Here is a 21,796-nt window from a genome sequence, read left to right on the forward strand (position 1 = left end):
AGCAAATTAAAAATTATGCCGGGAACAAAGTCGAAAGAGTTCCAACCATCTTCTTCGTTAACACGAGCTGATTTAGCGGTGATTATTTATCGGTTTATGAATAAATATCCAGATATCGTAGGAAATTAACAAAAAGCGATGCGGTTTTCCGCATCGCTATTTAAGCTGATTCAATTCCTCTTGCAGTTGGCGCAGTTGCGCTTTTTCGGCTACGTTGGAATGGGCGTAAGCAGAGGAGAGGGCATTTTTGGCGATGGCGATTGCTTCGTCCATATGATCTGTTTGCTTGTTCGCTGCTTGTTTCGCCAGCATGACTGCTTTTTTTGCTTCTTGGAATAGACGATTGCCCATCGTCACTCGCCTCCAATCGACATATCGAACGCCTGTCTTGCTTTCCGTTCTTCTGCCTCTGCATACGTCATATGATAAGGAATTCGCTCATCGTGTTTTTCGATTGTATCGACGCTTTGTTGAATGAATCGCTTCGATTTATTTCGTTTGCCCAAGACGCATTCCCCCTTAAAAAGTGAAGACGCAACGTGGCGTCACTTTTATTGTGGCCACAACGAGGAAGCGTTAGTAAGGCAATTGCTTACAACTTTAACAACGCTTCTAAATAAACACCGATGTCGTCTTCTTCATTCGTCTTTGTCACATCGTTTGCCACTTGTTTTAACGGCTCGATGGCGTTCCCCATCGCAATGCCGTATCCTGCCCATTCAATCATTTCTAAATCGTTATCTTCATCGCCAAAAGCGATGACGCGTTGTTGCGGGATTTGATAATATTCTGCCACACGCTGCAGCCCAAACGCTTTATGAACGCCGGTGCGAACGATCTCAATAATGTGCCATGGCGCCGCCCAGCGGCGATGATGCAACACATTAGCATGCACAGAAGACAAATAATGCTGGATGTCGTCTGCATGTTGTTCATCGCTATGAATAAGGACGCTCGTCGGGTCAGCTTTTAGCACTTGCCGCAAGTCACCGATTTCAATTTTTGGATTGCCGAGCTTCACTATATCAAGCAATTTTTCATCGTGTTCGTGAAAATACACATCATCCATTACTTCCGCCAAAATGTTTTTGACATGATATGTTTCACTTACTTCAATAATTTCTTTTACTGTTTCGAGCCTGAGAGGAGAGTGGTACATTCCCCATGCATCGTCTTTTGGATGATGGACAAAAGCGCCGTTGAAATTAATCATAGGGGTTGTTAGTTCTAGCTCTTCGTAATACATTTTGCTTGCACGATACGGTCTACCGGTCGCGATGACGACAAGATGACCGGCTTCTTTTGCACGGAAAATCACTTCCTTTGTTAATGGAGAAATCGTTTTATCCTCTTTTAACAACGTCCCATCTAAATCCAATGCGATTAAATACTGTTCCATATTATCTCCTTATTCAAAATTTATTTTGTGAACGGCAAAAATGACATTTTTAGTGTAACTCTTTTCCAAAATTTTTGTCTACATGTTACACTAGAGAAGAGACTAACAAAAAAGGGGTTTCGCAGGATGGTTATTATTCAAAACGAAAAAATTGCTGGCATCCCGGTGCTTCATGTGGTGAAGGCAGAAAAACAGCAAGAAAAGCTGCCGTTGATTATGTTTGTGCACGGCTTTACGAGCGCAAAAGAACATAATCTTCATTTCGGGTATTTATTGGCGGAAGCGGGCTATCGCGTCGTGTTGCCAGATGCCATTTATCATGGCGAACGCGAGCAATCGTTGACAAACGAAAAACTACAACTTGCATTTTGGAACATCGTCGTGCAAACGATTCATGAAGTCGAACAATTGAAACAAGCATTGTGCGACCAAAACCTTGTTCAAGAAGATCGCATCGGCGTTGCCGGCACATCGATGGGGGGAATCGTCACCTTTGGCTCGCTTGCGACATACCCTTGGATTAAAGCGGCTGTTTCGTTAATGGGCAGCCCGAACTACGAAGCGTTTTTTGACGCACAAATTGAACTGGCAAAGCAAATGCGTTTATCCATTCCATTGTCAGACGAACAGCTGAAAAAAGAACGCGAACGTTTAGCACCGTACGACCTTTCAAGACAACCGGAAAAATTACGTGGTCGTCCGCTTATGATGTGGCATGGGGAGCGTGACCAAGTCGTCCCTTATCACTATACATATGAGTTTTACCATCAAATAAAACCACTTTATCCAAACGAGAAACTTAAATTCATTTCGGACGACGAGGCTGGTCATAAAGTGACGCGGGAGGCATTTTTAGAAACCGTCCAATGGTTTATCGAGCACGTATAAAAAGCGCAGGGCATTTGCCTTGCGCTTTTCTTAAATATGCCCTAGTTGCCGTAGTGCGGCTTCGCTCATTCGCTCTGGCGTCCATGGCGGATTCCACGTAATTTGCACATCGACATCTTTTATTCCTTCGATGTGCATAAGCGCTCGTTTGACTCCACCAACAATGGAATCGTGCAGCGGGCATCCTGGAGTGGTAAGTGTCATGACAATGGAAACAATCCCGTCATCAATACGTAAATCATAAATTAGCCCTAAATCAACGACATTAATGCCTAGCTCTGGATCGTATACGGTACGAAGCTGCTCCATGACCATTTCTTTTAATTCCATTTGTTTTTCCTCCTTTATTTCCGCAATACGGAGATGATTGCTCCCGCAAACAAAAGGGAAAATGCAACCATTCCGCCTTGCGCGATATAAAATAGCGGCAAGTTAGAAACAACAAGCGCTAGGATGACACTGACGAAGCTAACGAAAAATAACCCGCAGGCAAAAACAGTCCATTTTTCATTGATCATTTGTTTTAACGTCGGTACGTTTTCTTTTCCAATTTTTTGGCTATATCGATGCGTCCACCATAAAAACGGGACGATTTTATATAAATAGCCGATAATGCTTAAAATAATCCAACCGAAGAGATACCCATATATGATCACGCCAAAGCTGTCTGTATTTCCTATAATCGCAAAAAGAAAAGCCATTCCGTGTAGACAAAGAGCGATAGCGATCGCCAAAAGTGCAAACAAAAACGGACGATCTAATTTTTTCTTTACCCGCTTTCGCAAAATCGTTACGATATGGTAGCTAAATAGTGCAAACCCAAGCAACAAAAGTGCCATTCCGCCAACAAAAAGCGCGGAACTGTTCGTTAAAAAGCTGAAAAAGGTAACGGCGAGTCCGCTGACGTAAACAGCGTACACATAGCGAGCAAGCGTCATCGAAAATCCGTGTGCCAACGAAAACATCGGCACCATTTTGTAAGAAAAGCCGATAATAAGTAGCGTAAACCATCCGGCAAGCCCTAATAATAGATGTGTCTTTAGCATAAGCAAATGGTCTGCTATTTCGCTTCTGCTAAAAAAATGAAACGAAAGCGCCATCCCTAAAACAACCGTCAATAGCAAGCAAAAAAGCGCTGTACTGACAAATAACGTCATTATATTTTTTGTCGGCTGTTTTTTAAGCGTCAAGATCATTTGAATGAAAAAAAGAACAAACCCGAGCGCAAGCAACAGACCAGCGAAAAACACGAACTCCATTTTCCAAAGGAAACTAATCGAAAGTGCTAAAATGCCAAGCGCGGTGACAAAAAATTGCACAAATCCTAACGTTTCGTTCCAAATTGGCGTTAAAAAGGCGACCGGAACGAGCTGATACATCGCGCCCATCGCGACCATTAACGCCCAACCGAGCACTGCTAAATGCATAGCTGCCCATACGCTAGGAATACGGAACGCTCCTTGAACGAGCGATGTGCCTGCAGAAAGAAAAATTGCTTCGGAAGCGATGAACGCAACGACGCCGAATAAAATAAAAGAAAACGGCAGGCGAATATTTGTTTCATACGTTTGTTGTGTTGAAGGAAACATTGTCGTCATCCCTTTGTAATCGTAATTTCAAAGCTCCCGTCCTCGCGCTCTTTCGTTTCATAAAGATAGCCAAGTTCATCAAGCTGTTCGTATAAAAACATCGGGCGGCGGTCGTTAATAATCGTTAACGTTTCTCCTTTAGGAAGCGTTTCTAATGCCGCAAGCGTCCGCATCATCGGTTGCGGTGGTTCTAATCCACGATTATCTAATATCATCGTTCTCACCCCTGCTTGACAAACGTCACTTTCCAATGTTTTTTGTCGAGCTGTTCTGCTTCGTACGTAAATCCTTTCGCTTTCATGACCGCAAAAAGCGGGACAGGTTTAAACGGTGCATGTAAAATAAACGTATCACCCGCTTCGAGCGGTTGAACAGCGTTCATAATTTTTTGGAACGGCTCCAACTTTTTTTGCAAATCGTCACGAACATCTAACTCCACGATTTTTCCCATCGTTCTCACCCTTTCATCATCTTTTCATTTTCTATGATAGTGATTTTCACTTGCGGGTATTGTGATCTGCGTCACAGATTATAAAAAAATCTCTTTTTCCAATTTTTCTGCATCAATTAAGTAATAGCCATTGTCATCGATATCGATCAGTCCTTTTCGCTTCAATTGGCTGAGCGTGCGACTAATCGTTTCGCGCGATGTGCCAATCATATTGGCGAGTTCGCGGTTTGTAAAATGCGTCGTTAAGCGATGGAATCGCCCTTGCAAGACAGCATTTGTTTTTGTCAGTCGCAATAAAAGCAAAATAATTTGTTCGTACGTATTATGGAGAATTTGTTCTTCTAGGCGGTTTTGCAAGTCGATAATTTTTTCTCCCATAACGCGAAATAGTTTCATGCACAATTCAGGATAGCAAATAAGCGTTTGTTCAAATTCAGCGATTGGGATGGCGATGAGCGTTGCTTCTTCCATGACTTCCGCATGGGCTGGATAAGTGCCTCTGCGGAAAAAGCCGGCGTGCGGAAACATTTCCCCTGTTTGCAAAATCGACACAATTTGTTCTTTGCCGTTAATATCCGTTTTGTAAATCTTTACTGTTCCTGATTGAATAAAAAAGACACGTTCAAGCGGCTCTCCTTGCATAAAGACGAACGTTCGCGGTTTATAAACACGCACTTGAGAAATTTTCACGATTGAGTCAAGTTCTTGATCGGATAATTCCCGAAAAAGCGCGACATTTTTCAACCTTGTTTTAATCCAATCATGCGTCATATTATCCACTCCTTATGGAATTTCTAAGCAAAATTTTACGTTGTTTTCTATCGAGAAGCTGTGACATAAATCATAACTTTTCGTGAACGTGTGACGAAAATCATAGGGAACGTTTGCGACATCTCACATAACGGAACATTTTTCAGCGCTACAATGAGAACGAAAGAAACGAAAAGGAAGGTGGAGGGATATGGAAATAAACCGGAACGTTCGCGCATCGGTCGCTCGTTCAACAAAGAACAGCTTTTTAAAGTCTGTCTTAATTTTTACTATTTTAATCAGTTTCACCGTTCTATTAGTCGGCGGATATTGGATTTTTAAAGAAATGGCACCGCGGCCGAAAGAAGTCCGCAGCGAGAGCGGGGAAGTGTTATTGACAAAAGAATCGATTATCGGCGGTCAATCGGTGTTCCAAAAATACGGGTTGATGGATTATGGAACGGTTCTCGGGCAAGGTTCTTACATGGGACCTGACTACACTGCCCAAGCATTAAAAGTGTATACGGAAGGAATGCAAGACTATAAAGCAAACGAATTGTATCATAAGCCATTTAAACAACTATCGAGCGAGGAACAACAAATCGTTCGCCAAAAAGTCATTAAAGAAATGAAGAAAAATCGTTATAACCCTGTAACAGATGTGCTCGTTTTAACCAATGCGCAAGTGTATGGATTAGAGAAAGTACGTGATTACTACAAAAACGTATTTACCAACGGCGATGGCTGGGGATTGAAAAAAGGGCTTATCCAAGAAAGCCATATGCCCAAAAATGGTCGTGCTTGGGTAGCGGATGGTGACCAAACGAAACAAATCGCTGACTTTTTCTTCTGGACAGCGTGGCTATCAAGCACGTTGCGAAACGGGGATACGATTACGTATACGAACAACTGGCCATATTATGAAGACGCAGGAAATACGATGTCGTTCTCTGCCATGTGGTGGAGCGGGGCAAGTGCAACGATTTTAGTGTTGTTTGTTGCGATTATTTTATTCATTCAACACCGCTATCAACTTAGCATGCAAGAGGCGTATAAAGACGGTCAATTCCCTGTTATTGATTTACGCAAACAGCCGTTAACTGCTTCGCAAGTAAAAACAGGGAAATATTTTGCAGTTGTTTCGGTTTTATTTTTCGTTCAATCGATGTTTGGGGCGCTATTGGCGCACTATTACGTCGAACCAGATAGCTTCTTTGGAATCAAATGGATTTATGATATACTGCCATTTAATATTGCCAAAGGGTATCATTTGCAACTAGCGATTTTCTGGATTGCTACTTCATGGCTAGGCATGGGGATTTTCATTGCACCGCTTGTCGGTGGCTATGAGCCGAAAAAACAAGGGCTGCTTGTCGATGTACTGTTCTGGGCGCTTGTTGTGCTCGTCGGTGGAAGTATGCTCGGTGAATGGCTCGGTGTCAACGGATATTTAGGAAACAATTGGTTCTTGCTTGGTAACCAAGGTTGGGAATATATTGAATTAGGTCGGATTTGGCAAATTGTCTTAGTTGTCGGCATGTTGATTTGGTTGTTTATTGTGTACCGTGGAATTAAGAGCGGATTGAAACGCGAGAGCGATAAAGGCGGGCTAATCCACTTGCTATTCTACTCAGCAATCGCCGTTCCGTTCTTTTACGTGTTCGCGTTCTTTATTAATCCAGATACGAACTTTACGATGGCCGATTTCTGGAGATGGTGGATTATTCACTTATGGGTAGAAGGAATTTTTGAAGTATTTGCCGTTGTCGTCATCGGCTTCTTGTTAGTACAAATGAAATTAGTAACGAAAAAATCAACCGTTCGCGCGCTTTATTTCCAATTCATTATTTTGCTTGGCAGCGGCGTTATCGGAATTGGTCACCATTATTACTACAACGGTTCGGCAGAAGTATGGATCGGGCTTGGTGCCGTCTTCTCCGCACTTGAGGTGATTCCGCTTACGTTGCTTGTCCTTGAAGCGTATGAGCAATACAAAATGATGCGCGATGGTGGAGTTGAATTCCCGTATAAAGCGACGTTCTGGTTTTTAATTTCGACAGCGATTTGGAACTTAGTCGGTGCAGGGGTGCTCGGTTTCTTAATTAACTTGCCAGCCGTCAGCTATTTTGAACACGGACAATTTTTAACGCCGGCGCACGGCCACGGCGCGATGATGGGCGTGTACGGGATGTTCGGTATTGCCGTATTGCTTTATTCGCTCCGCAACATCGTCAAACCAGAAGCGTGGAACGACAAATGGTTGAAATTTGCATGCTGGATGTTAAACATCGGGCTTGCCGGAATGATTGTGGTGACATTGTTGCCGATTGGCATTATGCAATTGAAAGAAGCGTTCTTGCACGGGTATTGGGCATCGCGTTCGCCAGAGTTTCTAAAACAAGATATTGTGCAAAACTTACTTACGCTTCGTTCGGTTCCAGACACGATTTTCTTAGTAGGGGTCATTACGCTTATGGTCTTTAGCGTCAAAGCGTTGTTCCATTTGCGCAAACCGACCCATCAAGAAGAACAAGCGCTACCAGTTCCGGATCTAGCGAAAGAAGTGGAGTAAAAACAAAATTGTCCTAAGAGTGGTTGCTCTTAGGACAATTTTGTTTAAAAAAAGAGGATTCGGGGTCCTCCTTCGCTAATGTTTTTTTATGTCTTTTTTCTCATAACACTCAAAGCAATACAACGTTTCTTTTTCGCCGCTAATGACACCGTTTAAAAAACCGGATAAACAATGAATCGGTTTGCCGCACTTTGCACAAAAGCCGACGAACTCTTCCAAGGGCTATTCCCCTTTCAAACGTATTGAGATTTTTCATAACGGACTGTGACGCCTGTCACTTCATGGACGACATCTGGTCGCTATGATGTGTATATAGATCATTATACTATAAAGGAGGTTCGTTTTATGAGCCAATTTGCTGCAAAAATTTATGCACCTGCATATGAACCGAAAGATAGACATCCGGCGATTTTTCGTTTATTTGACAGCTTAAAATCGGGAGAAGTGATGGAGTTAACGAACGACCATGACCCGCGTCCGCTTCATTACCAATTTATGATGGAGCGAGAAGGACAGTTCACGTGGGAATATTTAGAAGAAGGTCCAGACGTCTGGCGTGTTGCTATTGGAAAAAAATAAAAGTAAGTCGGTTCCCGATTCAACGGGAACCTTTTCTTTTTTCGTTTGACATGGTAAAGTGAAACAAAAATGGACGAGGTGATTGCGGTGTTCCGAATGGCTGGGGCGATTTTGGCAGGGGGAGAATCACGCCGTTTTGGCAGCCCGAAGGCGTTTGCAAAGCAAAATGGCGTGTATTTTTTTCAACGCGCGGTTGAAGCGTTGCGCCCATCTGTCGAAGAACTATATATTGTCAGCCATCCGACGCTTGTGGCACGCTTTCAACAAGAAGCAAGCGAAAAAGTGATTGTCGATGACGAAAAATACCGCGGCCAAGGCCCGCTTGCTGGCATTTATACTGTCATGAAGCAAACGGAGGCGGACTGGGTATTTGTCCTTCCGTGCGATATGCCGTACATAACAGACCGGACGGTTGAAAAAATGGTTTCCTGTATCGATGATTCGTTCGATATCGTTGTTTCTGCTCATTTTGGGCGCGTTCAACCGCTTGTTGGCGCATACCATCGTCGAGTGGTTGCCGATATGGAACAACTGTTGATGGCGGGAAATAACCGGATGTTTTTATTGCTAGAAAAACGTCGCGTTCGCTATGTAAATGAAACGGACTTTTCCGAAGAGCCACGCGTTTTTCGCAACATGAACTACGCAACAGAATGTGGCGATATTGTGACAGAAAAAGAGTTGTGATGAACATCACACGCCTCTTCTCCCTTGATGATTTACAATGGGAACAAGGAGGGGGAAGCTGTGCGAGACTTTCAACAAAATCCATTTATCGTGATTTGGGAGCTGACGAGAGCCTGTCAGTTAAAATGCCTTCATTGCCGGGCGGAGGCGCAATATCATCGCGACCCGCGCGAGTTGACATTTGAAGAAGGGAAAAAACTGATCGACGAGATTTACGAAATGGATCAGCCGCTTCTTGTGTTTACGGGCGGTGACCCGTTAATGCGTCCAGATGTATACGATATCGCGAAATATGCGATTGATAAAGGATTGCGCGTTTCGATGACGCCAAGCGCAACGCCAAATGTGACAAAAGAGGCGATTCGTAAAGCGAAAGAAGTGGGCTTAGCGCGCTGGGCGTTTAGCTTGGACGGGCCGACGGCTGAAATTCACGACCATTTTCGCGGAACGAGCGGCTCGTTCGATTTAACGATGAAAGCGATTCAATATTTGCATGAACTCGAAATTCCGATACAAATTAATACGGTGATCTCCCGCTATAATGTTCATGTGTTGGATGAAATGGCAGCACTTGTCGAAAAACTCGGTTGCGTACTTTGGAGCGTCTTTTTCCTTGTGCCGACGGGGCGGGGAAAAGAAACGGACATGATTTCGCCAGTAGAACATGAAAAAGTGTTCCACTGGCTATATGAAACGAGCAAACGTGTGCCGTTTGACATTAAAACAACGGCGGGACAACATTACCGCCGTGTCGTGCTGCAGCAAAAAATGCGGGAACAGAAACAAACAAATGGGGAAATTCGCTATGAAAATGTGCTCATGAAAGGGCTCACTGGCCAAGTCGACGGGCTTGGGCGCGCTCCAAAAGGGGTAAACGACGGCAACGGGTTCGTTTTTATTTCCCATATTGGCGATGTCTACCCGAGCGGTTTGTTGCCGGTAAAAGCAGGGGACGTGCGAGAAACGCCGCTCGCGGAAATTTATCGCAACTCGCCGATTTTTCAAGACTTGCGCAATCCAGACAAATATAAAGGAAAGTGCGGCGTCTGTGAGTTTCGCTACGTTTGCGGCGGTTCGCGCTCACGGGCGTATGCGGTCACAGGCGACTATTTAGAAAGTGAGCCGTTCTGCATTTATATTCCAAAAGCATTACGAAAAAACTGACTCGAATCGTGGGTCAGTTTTTTTCATAATTCCTCCATTTTTCGCTCACACCGTTATTAGTGACGGACATCACATTTTTTTAACAAATGTGTGACAGTGCGAAAAACTGTGATAAACTTCACAAATTTTCTTTCCTGAATTCCGTATGATGATGGTGACAACAACGCCTAGGGTTGTTGAAGAGGAGGAGAAAGGGATATGAGGTTAAAAGAATTTTTAAAAGTTGGGCATTTGCCAACATTGCTTTCATCTTTCTTCTATTTTGACGTTAGTTTTATGATATGGGTCATTTTGGGGGCAACAGGAACGTTTATTGTGGAAGATTTAGGATTGACCCCTGCGCAAAAAGGGATGATGGTCGGAATTCCGGTATTAGGTGGAGCGCTTCTTCGTATTCCGATGGGATTGTTAGCCGACCGCTTCGGTGGAAAAAGAATTGGTATTATCGGCATGTTGTTAACGATGGTTCCGCTTCTTTGGGGCTGGCTGTTGGCAGATAGTTTGCCGCAAATTTATGCACTCGGTCTTTTATTAGGAATAGCAGGGGCGAGTTTCGCTGTTGCGTTGCCGTTAGCAAGCCGCTGGTATCCGAAAGAACACCAAGGTTTGGCGATGGGAATTGCTGGAGCCGGCAACAGCGGTACCGTATTGGCAATGTTGTTCGGTCCACGCATTGCGGAAACGTATGGTTGGAATAGTGTATTTGGCTTAGCGCTTATTCCGCTGTTAGTCGCACTCATTGTCTTTATCCTTTTTGCGAAAGACTGCCCGACAGCGGTAAAACCAACGAAAGTATCGGAATATGCGCGCGTTGTTAAAATGAAAGAAACGTGGCTGTTTAGCTTTTTTTACAGCTTATCGTTTGGCGGGTTTGTCGGCATGACGAGCTACTTAACGCTATTCTTTTTTGATCAATACGGCGTTAGCAAAGTAACCGCAGGGGATTTTGTGACACTTGTTGTATTTGCTGGAAGCTTTGTCCGTCCGATCGGTGGCTACTTAGCGGATAAATACGGGGGTATGAAGTTGCTCGTTTGGTTGTTTATCGGGGCGACAATCACGTTAACGATTGTTGGCTTCCTTCCGCCAGTATACGTTGCGTTAGCGCTTTTATTCGTAACGCTCATCTTTTTCGGAACAGCAAACGGGGCGCTATTCCAAGTCATCCCGAACGTTTTCCCGAAAGAAGTCGGTTTGCTCACGGGATTTGTTGGAGCGGCCGGCGGGTTAGGTGGATTCTTTTTACCGAACATTTTAGGTATGTTTAAGCAATGGACAAATTCGTATTCGTACGGATTTTGGTGGGTGGCAGCAACAATGCTAGTCGCTGTCTTGTTTATGAATCATTTGAAAAAGAAGTTAAATTTTTAACATTATTTGAACAATGATATTTTGTGATGAATGTTACATTCTTTTCTTTTCATGTTTTCTATGATGAAAACAAAGGAATGATTTTAAAATAATAAAGGAGAGACGAAGGATGAGTGAAACAACAAAGAAAAAAGGGAGAATCGGTTCGTACTGGAACCCGGAAGATCCGGTGTTTTGGGAAAAGGAAGGGAAACGACATGCAAGACGTAACCTTTGGATTTCCGTTCCGACATTAATGCTTGCCTTTATCGTTTGGCAAATTTGGTCCGTTGTCGCTGCGCGCTTAAACGATATTGGTTTCCATTTTACACAAAGCCAATTATTCACATTGGCAGCAGTGCCAGGGCTCGTTGGAGCGACGCTTCGTTTCGTATATACGTTTGCTGTTGGTACGTTTGGCGGCAGAAACTGGACGGTGTTTTCGACAGGAATTTTGCTCATTCCGGCGATCGGAGTAGGAATGGCTGTGCAAAATCCGGATACTCCATATTGGGTGATGCTGTTGCTTGCTGCGCTTTGCGGTCTTGGTGGAGGAAACTTCTCATCTGCGCTTGCGAACATTAGCTTCTTTTATCCGAAAAAAGAAAAGGGAACAGCGCTTGGCATTAACGGCGGATTAGGTAATATGGGGGTATCGGTCGTTCAGTTCGTTACTCCGCTCATTGTCACAGCAGGTGTGTTTGGGGCAATCGGCGGCGAAGCGCAAGTATTGGCCGATGGAACAAAAATATGGTTACAAAACGCAGCCTTTATTTGGGTCATTCCAATCGTTGTATTCACAATTATCGCTTATTTTGGAATGGATAATCTTCCGAACGCGAAACAGTCGGTAGCCGAACAGTTTGTCATCGTCAAACGGAAACATACGTGGATTATGACGTGGTTATATATCGCCACATTCGGTTCGTTTATCGGCTACGCAGCAGCGTTCCCACTTTTGTTAAAATCACAGTTTCCTGAACATGTATCGCTCGCCTTTTTAGGTGCCTTTTTAGCAGCAGCCGCTCGTCCGGTCGGTGGATGGTTGTCTGACAAACTTGGCGGCGCACGCGTGACAACATACGTCATCATTACAATGGGACTTGGCGCAGCCGCTGTTATGTACTTTACGTTAGAAAAACAATTTGTTGGCTTCTTAATTTCGTTCTTAATTTTGTTTATCGCAGCAGGTGCGGGTTCAGGTTCGACGTTCCAAATGATCCCGATTATCTTCCCGCCGAAGGAAGCAGCACCAGTGCTTGGATTTACCGCAGCGTTTGCGGCGTACGGCTCGTTCTTTATTCCGAAATTGTTCGGATGGGCGGCACAAAACACTGGAACACCAATTACGGCATTTTATTTCTTCATTGCATTTTATGTTGTATCTTTCATTTTAAACTGGTACTATTATGCTAGAAAGAATGCGGAAGTGAAATGTTAAGAAGAGAAGGGAATATCTTAAAAAGATATTCCCTTTTTTTCGAACGGCGGCAGAGGGGGAAATAGCTTGCGAAAAGGAATTATTTTTATCATGCTTTTGAGTTTGCTGATGAGTGGATGCGGTGCAAAAAACGAACCGTCCACGTTGAAAGTTGCAGCGGCTGCTGATTTAACGCTTGCCTTTCAAGAAATCGGAAAGCGGTTTGAAGCGAAGACGGGGACGCCGGTCGTTTTTTCGTTCGGTTCGACCGGACAGCTGGCGGAACAAATCGAAAACGGTGCGCCGTTTGACGTGTTCGCCGCCGCTAACGTTCAAGCGATTGAAAAACTGACGAAAGAAAAGCTAGTTGTGCCGGAAACTGTCCATGTCTACGCGTTAGGTCGTATTGTCATCGCGACGAAAACAAAAGGAGCCGTCCAGACGCTGAACGATTTATTAAAGGACGACATAAAGAAAATCGCGATTGCCAACCCTGACCATGCTCCGTACGGGGTAGCAGCAAAACAAGCGTTGCAAAAAGCAGGGATTTGGGAACAAGTCAAACCGAAAATCGTGTACGGCAAAAATATTGCCGATACGCTTGCTTATGTGGAATCGGGAAATGCGGAAGCTGGCATTGTGGCACTTTCGCTCGTAAAGACGTCCCGTAGCTTCCATTTTCAGCTTATTAATGAAGCGATGCATGAGCCAATTCAGCAAGCGGTTGCGGTAATGAAAGCAACGAAACATCGAGAAGCAGCGAAGCAGTTTGTCGCCTTTTTAAACAGTTCGGAAGGTCGGGAAATTATGAAGAAATACGGATTTTCGATTCCGAAGGAGAAATGATTGTGGAACCGCTCAATTTATTTCCGCTCTTTTTATCGTTAAAAGTAGCGGTAGCGGCGACGGGGCTTGCTGCCGTGATTGGCATACCGCTCGCTTACTATTTAAGCCGTTCGCGCGGAAAAATCGCTGACTTCGTCGATGCGTTGACGACATTGCCGGTTATTTTACCACCGACGGTACTCGGGTATTATTTGCTCGTTTTGCTTGGACGGCAAAGCCCGATCGGAAAATTTGTTGAGGAAACGTTCGGAACGACGCTTGTGTTTACGCCGCTAGGGGCGGTGATCGCCGCATTTGTAGTAGCTGTGCCGTTTTTAATTAAATCGGCGCGCGCTGCTTTTGCCAGTATTGATCCTAATTTGATCCGTGCCGCCAAAGTATTAGGTCGCTCAGACTGGAATATTTTTTTGGTTATCATTCTTCCGCTTTCTTGGCGCGGCGTAGCGTCTGGGCTAATGCTTGTATTTGCACGGGCGCTCGGCGACTTCGGCGCAACGTTAATGGTCGCCGGAAACATTCCGAACGAAACGTTGACGATGCCGGTGGCGATTTACGATGCATTGCTTGCTGGCAACCATCGGTTAGCGAATGCGCTTGTCATGATCATGACGGCCGTGTCCGTGTCGCTGTTGTATATGATGAAACGCGTCGAGAAGCGGATGATTCGAGGGGATGGATCGCATGTTGCACGTAAACATTAAAAAAGCGTTTCCTCATTTTATGCTAGATGTTGCGTTTACAGCAGAAAAGGGAATCACCGGCATTTTAGGCCCGTCCGGGTGCGGGAAAAGTTTGACATTGCAATGCCTCGCTGGGTTAGAAACGCCAGATGAAGGCTCGATCGTGCTGAATGGCCGCCCTTTTTTTGATGCGGCGCAACGAGTGAACGTGAAATCGAAAGAACGGAAAATCGGCTATATGTTTCAAAACTATGCGCTCTTTCCGCATTTAACCGTCAAACAAAATATCGCGTTTGGGTTGAAAGGGAAACCGAAAGCGGAAATCGAGGAAAAAGTGGCAGAAATGTTGGAAAAAGTCGAGATGCAACAATACGGCAGCCGCTATCCGGCGGAATTGTCTGGCGGACAACAGCAGCGTGTCGCTTTAGCGCGGGCGCTTATTACAGAACCAGACGTGCTATTGCTAGACGAGCCGCTCTCGGCTGTCGACCCGTACATGAAGCAAGCACTAGAACAGCAATTAATCTCGTTTATTAAAGAACATTTTACTGGCATTGCGCTGTTGGTGACCCATAATATCGAAGAGGCTGACCGTTTATGCGACCATCTCATTATGTATCACGAAGGGGAAGTGATCCAGTCAGGAGCGAAGGAAGAAGTTTTGGCGCGTCCTGTGAATGTGACGGCTGCCCGCATGATCGGTTACGAAAATTTTCTTCCTGTCACGAAGATTGAGCGGCGTGGTAATGAGGTGGTAGCCTTTGTCCACGGGGCTGAGCTATTTATCAAAGGCGCCAAAATCCCGTTCTCTCCGCGTTTTGTTAGCATTCATGCAGAAGATGTATCGTTTATAGAAGAAGGCTCTTTGAATACGTTTGACTATGAAATCGTTCAAACTCGAGCGCGAATGAATCATGTCGATGTAACGATTAAGACAAAATATTTTCAATTGCAAGCGACGGTTGTCAAAAAAGACTGGGATTCGCTGCTTGCACGCAAGAAAAAGCTATATCTCCCGCCTGAGTACTTATTTTTTTTACAAGGATAAAAAAGAAACTCCCCCACTTTGCTCGGCTGATGAGAGGGGGAGTGAACTCTTATTCAATGCGACAAATTTCCACTGGGCAATTTTCGCATTGAACTTCCTTTTTCAAATAGTCGAGATCGTGAATCGTAATTTTTCCTTTAGCGATGGAGATCACGCCTTTTTGCTTTAACGAGTTTAACATGCGGTTGACGCTTTCTCTTGTTGTTCCACAGAAATTGGCTAAATCTTGATTTTTTAGCGGTAAGTCGATGAGAATGCTTCCGTTTTTTAAGCGAACGCCGTAACTGTTGCACATGCGGATGAGCGTCGAATAAAGCGCGCCTTTTTTGCCGCGCAAAATGAGATCGTGAAATTTTGTTTGCGTACGGCGAGCGTAATTGCTGAGCCATTGCATATATTCAAATGTGAGCGTTGGATTAAGAAGCAGCTGCTCTTCGAGATAATCTTTTTTGATCACAGCGACTTCGCCGTCTTCGATCACTTTTGCCGTCAATAAATATTTCGGCTCGCTCGTAAACAGTGTTAGTTCTCCGATAATTTCTCCGGCGCTGCAAATGCGAAAGCACATTTCTTTTCCATCTTGACAAATTTTACCTGTTTGAATTTTGCCAGAAAGAATTAAATATAGTTCGTTAGCGACCATTCCTTCTTGGAATAAAAACGTTCCTTTTTTAATTTTTTGGATGTGGTTCGCTGAACGAAGCAATTCTTTTAAATGAACAAACCGTTTCTTTTCTTCAAATGCTTGAAGTGCAGACATCTCTTTCACCCCGGTGATAGTTGATGGAATGTTTTCTGTATTATCATTGTAAAAACAACGGTTTGACGGAGATGTGACGGATCTCACACTTTACATGTAAACGATCAAAAATGTCACGATGCTGTCACAAATTCCGATTTAGATTTCGGTGCATCGTTTTTGTGATAAGTATGGTATACTTACTTTTAATACTGTTTTTTTGCAGTGTGAGCGATGTCACAGCGTCATGATGTGGCGTTTCATATAGTAATAGTATAGTGTTGAGTAGAATAGCCGTTTATTATAGAGAAATTACGTTGAAAAGAGGATGCGCTATGAGCCAAATAAAGCCGGTTGTCGTTGACAAATGGAATCGTCCGTTGCGCGATTTGCGCATTTCTGTAACCGACCAATGCAATTTTCGCTGCGTCTATTGTATGCCGGCGGAAATTTTTGGCCCTAATTTTCGCTTTTTGAACGAAGAGGAATTGCTGACGTTAGATGAGATGGTGCTTGTTGCGGAAGTTTTTGCGGAGTTAGGGGTCGAAAAGATTCGAATTACTGGCGGTGAGCCGTTGTTAAGGAAAGGATTGCCGTCGTTTATTGAGCGATTGGCAGCGATTCACGGAATACGAGATATTGCGCTAACAACGAACGGTGTTCATTTAGTAAAAATGGCTCGGAAGTTAAAAGAGGCGGGGTTGCAGCGGGTGAATGTGAGCTTAGATGCGCTCGATGATGAAGTGTTTAAAAAAATGAACGGCGTCGGTGTTGGCGTTCAGCCGATTTTAAACGGAATCGCGGCAGCGAAAGAGGCAGGGCTTGTTGTCAAAGTGAATATGGTTGTCAAAAAAGGCTGGAACGATTCGCAAATTGTGCCGATGGCGAAGCATTTTAAGAAGGAAGGAATTGCGTTACGGTTTATTGAGTTTATGGATGTCGGGACGTCGAATGCGTGGGATTTATCGCAAGTCGTCACGAAAAAAGAAATATATGAAGCGATTCGCGCGATTCACCCGTTAGAGCCGGTAGAGAAAGCGTATTTTGGCGAAGTGGCGAGCCGGTATCGGTACGTCGGCACGAATACTGAAGTTGGATTTATTTCGTCCGTGACGGAGTCGTTTTGCCAAAGCTGCACAAGGGCGCGAATTTCAGCAAATGGAACGCTTTATACGTGCCTGTTTGCGACGGAAGGGGTTTCGTTAAAGCAATTGTTGCGGCAAGGAGCGGATAAGGCGGCGCTGAAACAGCTGGTGATCGATACGTGGAAAAAAAGAACGGATCGCTATTCCGATGAGCGGACGGAACAAACAGCGAAAATGCGGAAAAAAATTGAAATGTCGTATATTGGCGGATAAAAAAAGGATGTCAGTGACGGGACATCCTTTTCTACTGCAATATATGCACAGAATAGTAACGCAAAGTTTACGACCAAGCAACTTTTTGCGTCAGCTTTTTTACGAAAGAACATTCGGAAATAAAATGTTATTTTCTAAATGGATATGCTCAAATAAATCGGATTCCAGCGCTTCAAGCCGATTGTACACAAGCCGGTACGTTCCGCACGCATCAGCAGGAGGTGTGAAGTCGTTGGTGATTTCGCGAATCTCTTTGATGAGATCTCCCGCTGTATCATGTTCGGCTACAAGTTCACCAATGACTTGTTTCATTGCTTGTTCGTTTTCTTCTGTCGGATGTTGTTCAAATTGGATAATGAGCGGAAACGCTTTTGTTTCTTCTTTTATTAAATGCTGTTCTAATTCTGTTTTTAAATCGTTGAACAGCTTGTGCACTTTGACTAAATGTGGGTGTTCTGCCCCGTGAACGTGCAATACTTTTGTGACATACGGACTAAGCTGTGGCAATTCTTCCATTAAAAAACGGTGATGTTTTTGGATAATGTGGTCGATCAGCTCTGTATACGATGCTTCAAGCCAGTTTTTTTCAACTTTTTGAAGCGATTGTTGGTACATCGTTTGCAATTGTTGTAAAATGTCTTCGACTGGAAATTTTTTCTCAGCTAATGCTTCGGCGAGTGTGCGGTTTCCTCCGCAACAAAAATCAATTTTATACGTTTTAAACAAATCGCTTGCTTTAGGAAAAATCGCGACGATTTCGCCGACAGTCGATTGCGCTGTAAACATTTTTTCCATGTTCAAACCCTCCATTTTCTTTTTACGTTTACAATGTAAGCATATCGCCTTTTTTTGATGAAAGTCGTGATGCACATCACACATTTGAACAAATTTAAAAAAACGTCATAGTAGTTTTAGGAGCATGAAAATGTGACAGACGTCACAACTCTTTTCGTTTATTTTTCGGTACAATATACATAACGATAAACTGAAATGTGAGCGAGGGATTCATTGTGGTTGAAAAAAGAACGCCGATTCCGGTAACGGAAGCAATTCGAAAAGTGATGAAGTTTGCCAAAGGAGGGGAAGCGGAAACCGTTGCGCTTGAAGAAGCATATGGAAGATATTTGGCAGAAGATCTTCGGGCCGATCATGATGTTCCGCCGTTTAACCGCTCTCCGTATGACGGCTTTGCGATTCGGGCCGCTGATTCTGCTGCCGCAAGTCTCGATCATCCGGTTGAATTTGAAGTCATCGAAACAATCGGAGCGGGACAAGTAGCAACAAAAGAAGTCGGGCCATTTCAAGCGGTGCGCATTATGACAGGAGCGCAAATTCCGAACGGTTGCGATGCTGTCGTGATGTTTGAAGTCACAAACGAATACGAACGAGACGGGAAAACATATATGTCGATTAAGCGTTCGTTCCGTCCGGGGGATAATATTTCGTTTCAAGGGGAAGACACGAAAAAAGGTGAAGTGTTGGTCGAAAAAGGAACGTTCATTAATCCGGGCGTGCAAGCGCTGTTAGCGACATTTGGGTACGCCAAAGTAAAAGTGGCGAAAAGACCGACCATCGGAATTTTTGCGACAGGAAGCGAACTGTTGGATGTTTCGGAGCCGCTCGTTCCGGGGAAAATACGCAACAGTAACGCTTATATGATTCAGGCCCAAGCGATTCGTAATGGCGCGACTCCTGTCTATTTTGGCAAATTAGTCGACGATGCCGACCAATGTTTTGCGGCGATTGAAAAGGCTTTGAATGAGGTTGATATCCTTATCACGACAGGCGGCGTTTCTGTCGGCGATTATGACTATTTGCCAGTCATTTATGAACGTCTCGGCGCGGAAGTATTATTTAACAAAATCGCTATGCGCCCAGGAAGCGTCACAACTGTAGCACAAATTGACGGAAAATTGTTATTCGGATTATCAGGAAATCCTTCTGCTTGCTATGTCGGATATGAACTGTTCGTCCGTCCTGTGATTCGGACGATGTTATATTCATCTAAGCCATACTTATCCAAAACAAAAGCGACGCTGCTAGCAGATTTTCCAAAGCCGAATCCGTTTACGCGCTTTGTCAGAAGCTATGTAACTGCAAAAGAAGGACAGCTATACGTTTCGCCGGTCGGGATGGATAAATCGAATATCGTCACATCCTTAGCGAAAGCAAACGCATTGATGGTATTACCGGGAGGAACGCGCGGTTTTGCCAAAGGTGATCTTGTCGATGTATGGCTATTAGAAAACGAAGAAGGAAGCGCAAAATGAACGTTTGGCAAGTCGTCGGCTACAAAAATAGCGGAAAAACTACATTAGTGGAAAAATGGGTAAGACGAGCAACTGCAGAAGGATATAAAGTCGGGACGGTGAAACACCATGGGCATGGCGGTTATCCGGACATCGCGCACGCTGCCAACGATTCGAGCCGCCATCAGGCAGCGGGAGCACTTGTTGCGTCCGTAGAAGGAAGCGGCTTATTGCAATTGTATGCCTTTCAGCGCGAATGGACATTGCCACAAATTTTACACATTTATTCCTCTTTATCCCTTGATTTTGTAATTGTTGAAGGATACAAATATGATCGATATCGAAAAATCGTCATGATTCGGAACGCTTCCGATTGGCGGCAGCTTTGTAACTTGGAAAATATTGCGGCGGTCATTTCTTGGGAGCCGGTTTCGCCGCTGCCATATCCCGTTTTTGCGATTGGCGATGAAGTGAAATACTTACAATGGCTAATGAATGAGGTGAAAAAAACCGTATGAGCACATCATTATTCACGATTACGGACAAGCCGATTTCGATTGAAGAAGTCGTGCAAAAGGTCATTCGCCCTGAAGCAGGAGCGGTGACGACTTTCATCGGAACGGTGCGGGAGTTTACAAACGGGAAGCGAACGTTGTTTTTACAATATGAAGCATACGTTTCGATGGCGGAAAAAATTTTGGAACAAATTGGAAATGAAATTAGTGAACGATGGCCAGAAGCGAAAGTAGCGATTACCCATCGAATCGGCAGGCTCGACATTTCGGATATAGCCGTTGTGATCGCTGTCTCCACTCCGCACCGAAAAGATGCTTATGAAGCGAATCAATATGCGATTGAGCGCATTAAGCAAATTGTCCCGATTTGGAAAAAAGAACATTGGGAAGACGGAACAGAATGGGTCGGAAATCAGCTCGAAACAAAGGCGTATCCGACAGGAAAGCCGGAAGGAGAGGACTTGGCATGATTACGTTACTTTTTTTCTCCTATTTAAAAGAAGCGGTCGGAAATGAACAAATCAAAATGGAGTATACACCGATCACCGTCAAACAGTTAAAGCAGCAGCTTGAAACAAATTACGGCCTCGATTTGCAGCATGTGATGGTAGCGGTAAACGAAGAGTATGCGCAAGAAGGCCAGCTGCTCCAGCCGGGTGATACGATCGCATTCATTCCGCCGGTAAGCGGGGGATGAAACGAAAGGAGGGGGAGAGCATGCTCGTTCCAAAACAGCATGGCGCTTGGGCAATGTTGATCATTCCGTTTATGTTAGGAGCCTATGCAGGAGGCATTTCTTGGCTTCATCTTCCATTATTTCTTGGATGGCTAGGTTTATATTTAGCGGCATATCCGTTTTTAATGACGGTAAAAACGAAGCGAAAAGGCGAGTATATGCGCTGGTTTTACCGCTATTTTTCGGGCGCTATGATCATGCTTGCCATTCCGCTCTTTTTTCAATGGAAACTTGTCTATTTCGGTCTTGCCATGGTTCCGTTCTTTTTCGTGAATCTTTATTTTGCGAAAAAGAAAGATGAGCGGGCGTTGCTTAATGACGTAGCCGCCATCGCTTCTTTTTGTATAGGCGGTTTGGCGAGCTTTTATATCAGCCGCGGTACATTAACGATGCAAGCATGGGAATTGTATATGTTTTGTTTTTTCTTTTTTATCGGAAGCACCTTTTATGTGAAAACGATGATTCGGGAAAAGAAAAATCCTATGTATAAATGGGTTTCATGGGGATACCATCTACTATTAATAGTTGGATTAATCATAGCTGGATATCAGCTGTTTGCGCTCGCCTACGTGCCGAGTGTCATTCGGGCTTTGTACTTATACGGGAAATCGATATCGACGATGAAAGTGGGCGTTTTAGAAATCGCTAACGCGGTTTATTTTGGTCTAGCGATGCTCCTGTTTCTTGCATAAAAAAGACGTTCATTCGCTGAACGTCTTTTTTAATCGATGCTACATATCTCCGGCGGACAATCTTCGCAATCGATTTCATTTCGT

At 44.2% G+C, this 21,796-nt stretch carries 28 protein-coding genes; 17 read left to right on the top strand and 11 right to left on the bottom strand.

Annotated features, from left to right (window positions below; translation table 11 throughout):
- Positions 1-12: 12 nt before the first annotated feature.
- The gene (locus M4I42_RS17170; protein ID WP_442864110.1) at positions 13-129 is read left to right on the top strand and encodes a hypothetical protein; all 117 of its coding nucleotides are present in this window, start codon (positions 13-15) and stop codon (positions 127-129) included.
- Between the two features lie 27 nt (positions 130-156).
- Here the strand turns inward: M4I42_RS17170 and M4I42_RS12530 are convergent, their stop codons facing one another.
- The 3 genes from M4I42_RS12530 to M4I42_RS12540 all read right to left on the bottom strand — a co-directional run bounded on the left by M4I42_RS12530 (position 157) and on the right by M4I42_RS12540 (position 1,399).
- Positions 157-351: a DUF3813 domain-containing protein gene (locus tag M4I42_RS12530; RefSeq protein ID WP_268852470.1), complete on the bottom strand. Its 195-nt coding sequence runs from the start codon at positions 349-351 to the stop codon at positions 157-159.
- 2 nt (positions 352-353) lie between these two features.
- The gene (locus tag M4I42_RS12535; RefSeq protein WP_268852471.1) at positions 354-506 is read right to left on the bottom strand and encodes a hypothetical protein; all 153 of its coding nucleotides are present in this window, start codon (positions 504-506) and stop codon (positions 354-356) included.
- Positions 507-592: 86 nt separating this feature from the next.
- Entirely contained in the window at positions 593-1,399 is an 807-nt protein-coding gene (locus M4I42_RS12540; protein ID WP_268852472.1) for a Cof-type HAD-IIB family hydrolase, read from the bottom strand.
- A 126-nt stretch (positions 1,400-1,525) separates the two neighbouring features.
- Between M4I42_RS12540 and yjfP the strand changes: the two genes are divergently transcribed.
- Positions 1,526-2,287, top strand: a complete 762-nt coding sequence (yjfP, locus tag M4I42_RS12545) for an esterase (protein ID WP_268852473.1) — start codon at positions 1,526-1,528, stop codon at positions 2,285-2,287.
- A 30-nt stretch (positions 2,288-2,317) separates the two neighbouring features.
- Here the strand turns inward: yjfP and M4I42_RS12550 are convergent, their stop codons facing one another.
- The 5 genes from M4I42_RS12550 to M4I42_RS12570 all read right to left on the bottom strand — a co-directional run bounded on the left by M4I42_RS12550 (position 2,318) and on the right by M4I42_RS12570 (position 5,098).
- Entirely contained in the window at positions 2,318-2,617 is a 300-nt protein-coding gene (locus M4I42_RS12550) for a metal-sulfur cluster assembly factor (RefSeq protein WP_268852474.1), read from the bottom strand.
- A 14-nt stretch (positions 2,618-2,631) separates the two neighbouring features.
- Complete coding sequence (locus M4I42_RS12555; RefSeq protein ID WP_268852475.1) at positions 2,632-3,885, bottom strand: hypothetical protein; 1,254 nt, start codon at positions 3,883-3,885, stop codon at positions 2,632-2,634.
- A complete protein-coding gene (locus M4I42_RS12560; protein WP_003397432.1) occupies positions 3,882-4,091 on the bottom strand; it encodes a DUF2249 domain-containing protein in 210 nt (69 codons plus the stop codon). Before M4I42_RS12560 ends, M4I42_RS12555 begins: the two co-directional genes overlap by 4 nt.
- Positions 4,092-4,096: 5 nt before the next feature.
- Entirely contained in the window at positions 4,097-4,327 is a 231-nt protein-coding gene (locus M4I42_RS12565) for a DUF2249 domain-containing protein (RefSeq protein WP_268852476.1), read from the bottom strand.
- A 78-nt stretch (positions 4,328-4,405) separates the two neighbouring features.
- Positions 4,406-5,098 (bottom strand): Crp/Fnr family transcriptional regulator, encoded by a 693-nt coding sequence (locus tag M4I42_RS12570; RefSeq protein WP_268852477.1) that lies wholly within the window; start codon positions 5,096-5,098, stop codon positions 4,406-4,408.
- Between the two features lie 190 nt (positions 5,099-5,288).
- On the opposite strand from M4I42_RS12570, the gene M4I42_RS12575 reads away from it, so the two are divergent.
- On the top strand, positions 5,289-7,649 hold the full coding sequence (locus M4I42_RS12575; protein WP_268852478.1) for a nitric-oxide reductase large subunit: 2,361 nt from the start codon (positions 5,289-5,291) through the stop codon (positions 7,647-7,649).
- Between the two features lie 75 nt (positions 7,650-7,724).
- On the opposite strand, the gene M4I42_RS12580 is transcribed toward M4I42_RS12575, so the two are convergent.
- Positions 7,725-7,868: a hypothetical protein gene (locus tag M4I42_RS12580; RefSeq protein WP_268852479.1), complete on the bottom strand. Its 144-nt coding sequence runs from the start codon at positions 7,866-7,868 to the stop codon at positions 7,725-7,727.
- A 126-nt stretch (positions 7,869-7,994) separates the two neighbouring features.
- Between M4I42_RS12580 and M4I42_RS12585 the strand changes: the two genes are divergently transcribed.
- The 8 genes from M4I42_RS12585 (at position 7,995) to M4I42_RS12620 (ending at position 15,423) form a co-directional block, all read left to right on the top strand.
- Positions 7,995-8,228 (top strand): DUF2249 domain-containing protein, encoded by a 234-nt coding sequence (locus tag M4I42_RS12585; RefSeq protein WP_183184666.1) that lies wholly within the window; start codon positions 7,995-7,997, stop codon positions 8,226-8,228.
- Positions 8,229-8,297: 69 nt separating this feature from the next.
- Positions 8,298-8,915, top strand: coding sequence for a molybdenum cofactor guanylyltransferase (locus tag M4I42_RS12590; RefSeq protein WP_268852480.1), 618 nt, complete (start codon positions 8,298-8,300; stop codon positions 8,913-8,915).
- 60 nt (positions 8,916-8,975) lie between these two features.
- Entirely contained in the window at positions 8,976-10,079 is a 1,104-nt protein-coding gene (locus M4I42_RS12595) for a TIGR04053 family radical SAM/SPASM domain-containing protein (RefSeq protein WP_268852481.1), read from the top strand.
- 198 nt (positions 10,080-10,277) lie between these two features.
- On the top strand, positions 10,278-11,450 hold the full coding sequence (locus M4I42_RS12600) for a nitrate/nitrite transporter (RefSeq protein WP_268852482.1): 1,173 nt from the start codon (positions 10,278-10,280) through the stop codon (positions 11,448-11,450).
- A gap of 109 nt (positions 11,451-11,559) precedes the next feature.
- Complete coding sequence (locus tag M4I42_RS12605) at positions 11,560-12,870, top strand: NarK family nitrate/nitrite MFS transporter (RefSeq protein ID WP_268852483.1); 1,311 nt, start codon at positions 11,560-11,562, stop codon at positions 12,868-12,870.
- 66 nt (positions 12,871-12,936) lie between these two features.
- A complete protein-coding gene (gene modA / locus M4I42_RS12610) occupies positions 12,937-13,695 on the top strand; it encodes a molybdate ABC transporter substrate-binding protein (RefSeq protein ID WP_268852484.1) in 759 nt (252 codons plus the stop codon).
- A 2-nt stretch (positions 13,696-13,697) separates the two neighbouring features.
- Complete coding sequence (modB, locus tag M4I42_RS12615) at positions 13,698-14,396, top strand: molybdate ABC transporter permease subunit (RefSeq protein WP_268852485.1); 699 nt, start codon at positions 13,698-13,700, stop codon at positions 14,394-14,396.
- Entirely contained in the window at positions 14,377-15,423 is a 1,047-nt protein-coding gene (locus tag M4I42_RS12620; protein ID WP_268852486.1) for a sulfate/molybdate ABC transporter ATP-binding protein, read from the top strand. The genes modB and M4I42_RS12620 overlap by 20 nt, the downstream gene beginning before the upstream one ends.
- Positions 15,424-15,472: 49 nt before the next feature.
- Here M4I42_RS12620 and M4I42_RS12625 read toward each other — a convergent pair whose 3' ends face one another.
- Complete coding sequence (locus tag M4I42_RS12625) at positions 15,473-16,183, bottom strand: Crp/Fnr family transcriptional regulator (protein WP_268852487.1); 711 nt, start codon at positions 16,181-16,183, stop codon at positions 15,473-15,475.
- Between the two features lie 314 nt (positions 16,184-16,497).
- On the opposite strand from M4I42_RS12625, the gene moaA reads away from it, so the two are divergent.
- Positions 16,498-17,520, top strand: coding sequence for a GTP 3',8-cyclase MoaA (gene moaA, locus M4I42_RS12630; RefSeq protein WP_328284623.1), 1,023 nt, complete (start codon positions 16,498-16,500; stop codon positions 17,518-17,520).
- Positions 17,521-17,619: 99 nt separating this feature from the next.
- Here moaA and ric read toward each other — a convergent pair whose 3' ends face one another.
- Positions 17,620-18,315, bottom strand: coding sequence for an iron-sulfur cluster repair di-iron protein (gene ric / locus M4I42_RS12635; RefSeq protein WP_268852488.1), 696 nt, complete (start codon positions 18,313-18,315; stop codon positions 17,620-17,622).
- A 215-nt stretch (positions 18,316-18,530) separates the two neighbouring features.
- Between ric and M4I42_RS12640 the strand changes: the two genes are divergently transcribed.
- Genes M4I42_RS12640 through M4I42_RS12660 form a run of 5 tightly spaced genes read left to right on the top strand, consistent with a single transcriptional unit; the run spans position 18,531 to position 21,712 of the window.
- Positions 18,531-19,790, top strand: a complete 1,260-nt coding sequence (locus tag M4I42_RS12640) for a molybdopterin molybdotransferase MoeA (protein WP_268852489.1) — start codon at positions 18,531-18,533, stop codon at positions 19,788-19,790.
- Positions 19,787-20,287, top strand: a complete 501-nt coding sequence (mobB, locus tag M4I42_RS12645) for a molybdopterin-guanine dinucleotide biosynthesis protein B (protein WP_268852490.1) — start codon at positions 19,787-19,789, stop codon at positions 20,285-20,287. The genes M4I42_RS12640 and mobB overlap by 4 nt, the downstream gene beginning before the upstream one ends.
- Positions 20,284-20,754, top strand: a complete 471-nt coding sequence (locus tag M4I42_RS12650) for a molybdenum cofactor biosynthesis protein MoaE (protein ID WP_268852491.1) — start codon at positions 20,284-20,286, stop codon at positions 20,752-20,754. The genes mobB and M4I42_RS12650 overlap by 4 nt, the downstream gene beginning before the upstream one ends.
- Complete coding sequence (moaD, locus tag M4I42_RS12655) at positions 20,751-20,981, top strand: molybdopterin converting factor subunit 1 (protein WP_268852492.1); 231 nt, start codon at positions 20,751-20,753, stop codon at positions 20,979-20,981. The genes M4I42_RS12650 and moaD overlap by 4 nt, the downstream gene beginning before the upstream one ends.
- A gap of 20 nt (positions 20,982-21,001) precedes the next feature.
- Positions 21,002-21,712, top strand: coding sequence for a YwiC-like family protein (locus tag M4I42_RS12660; RefSeq protein ID WP_268852493.1), 711 nt, complete (start codon positions 21,002-21,004; stop codon positions 21,710-21,712).
- The last annotated feature ends 84 nt before the right edge of the window (positions 21,713-21,796 follow it).

The sequence above is a fragment of the Anoxybacillus sp. J5B_2022 genome (genome assembly GCF_026847645.1).
Taxonomy (GTDB): Bacteria; Bacillota; Bacilli; order Bacillales; family Anoxybacillaceae; genus Anoxybacteroides.

What these genes read in the sequence shown, in the direction of transcription:
- M4I42_RS12530 (WP_268852470.1), bottom strand. Translation starts at nt 351, where the DNA reads ATGGGCAATCGTCTATTCCAAGAAGCAAAAAAAGCAGTCATGCTGGCG.
- M4I42_RS12540 (WP_268852472.1), bottom strand. Translation starts at nt 1,399, where the DNA reads ATGGAACAGTATTTAATCGCATTGGATTTAGATGGGACGTTGTTAAAA.
- yjfP (WP_268852473.1), top strand. Translation starts at nt 1,526, where the DNA reads ATGGTTATTATTCAAAACGAAAAAATTGCTGGCATCCCGGTGCTTCAT.
- M4I42_RS12550 (WP_268852474.1), bottom strand. Translation starts at nt 2,617, where the DNA reads ATGGAATTAAAAGAAATGGTCATGGAGCAGCTTCGTACCGTATACGAT.
- M4I42_RS12555 (WP_268852475.1), bottom strand. Translation starts at nt 3,885, where the DNA reads ATGACGACAATGTTTCCTTCAACACAACAAACGTATGAAACAAATATT.
- M4I42_RS12560 (WP_003397432.1), bottom strand. Translation starts at nt 4,091, where the DNA reads ATGATATTAGATAATCGTGGATTAGAACCACCGCAACCGATGATGCGG.
- M4I42_RS12565 (WP_268852476.1), bottom strand. Translation starts at nt 4,327, where the DNA reads ATGGGAAAAATCGTGGAGTTAGATGTTCGTGACGATTTGCAAAAAAAG.
- M4I42_RS12570 (WP_268852477.1), bottom strand. Translation starts at nt 5,098, where the DNA reads ATGACGCATGATTGGATTAAAACAAGGTTGAAAAATGTCGCGCTTTTT.
- M4I42_RS12575 (WP_268852478.1), top strand. Translation starts at nt 5,289, where the DNA reads ATGGAAATAAACCGGAACGTTCGCGCATCGGTCGCTCGTTCAACAAAG.
- M4I42_RS12585 (WP_183184666.1), top strand. Translation starts at nt 7,995, where the DNA reads ATGAGCCAATTTGCTGCAAAAATTTATGCACCTGCATATGAACCGAAA.
- M4I42_RS12590 (WP_268852480.1), top strand. Translation starts at nt 8,298, where the DNA reads ATGGACGAGGTGATTGCGGTGTTCCGAATGGCTGGGGCGATTTTGGCA.
- M4I42_RS12600 (WP_268852482.1), top strand. Translation starts at nt 10,278, where the DNA reads ATGAGGTTAAAAGAATTTTTAAAAGTTGGGCATTTGCCAACATTGCTT.
- M4I42_RS12605 (WP_268852483.1), top strand. Translation starts at nt 11,560, where the DNA reads ATGAGTGAAACAACAAAGAAAAAAGGGAGAATCGGTTCGTACTGGAAC.
- M4I42_RS12620 (WP_268852486.1), top strand. Translation starts at nt 14,377, where the DNA reads ATGTTGCACGTAAACATTAAAAAAGCGTTTCCTCATTTTATGCTAGAT.
- M4I42_RS12625 (WP_268852487.1), bottom strand. Translation starts at nt 16,183, where the DNA reads ATGTCTGCACTTCAAGCATTTGAAGAAAAGAAACGGTTTGTTCATTTA.
- moaA (WP_328284623.1), top strand. Translation starts at nt 16,498, where the DNA reads ATGAGCCAAATAAAGCCGGTTGTCGTTGACAAATGGAATCGTCCGTTG.
- ric (WP_268852488.1), bottom strand. Translation starts at nt 18,315, where the DNA reads ATGGAAAAAATGTTTACAGCGCAATCGACTGTCGGCGAAATCGTCGCG.
- mobB (WP_268852490.1), top strand. Translation starts at nt 19,787, where the DNA reads ATGAACGTTTGGCAAGTCGTCGGCTACAAAAATAGCGGAAAAACTACA.
- M4I42_RS12650 (WP_268852491.1), top strand. Translation starts at nt 20,284, where the DNA reads ATGAGCACATCATTATTCACGATTACGGACAAGCCGATTTCGATTGAA.
- moaD (WP_268852492.1), top strand. Translation starts at nt 20,751, where the DNA reads ATGATTACGTTACTTTTTTTCTCCTATTTAAAAGAAGCGGTCGGAAAT.
- M4I42_RS12660 (WP_268852493.1), top strand. Translation starts at nt 21,002, where the DNA reads ATGCTCGTTCCAAAACAGCATGGCGCTTGGGCAATGTTGATCATTCCG.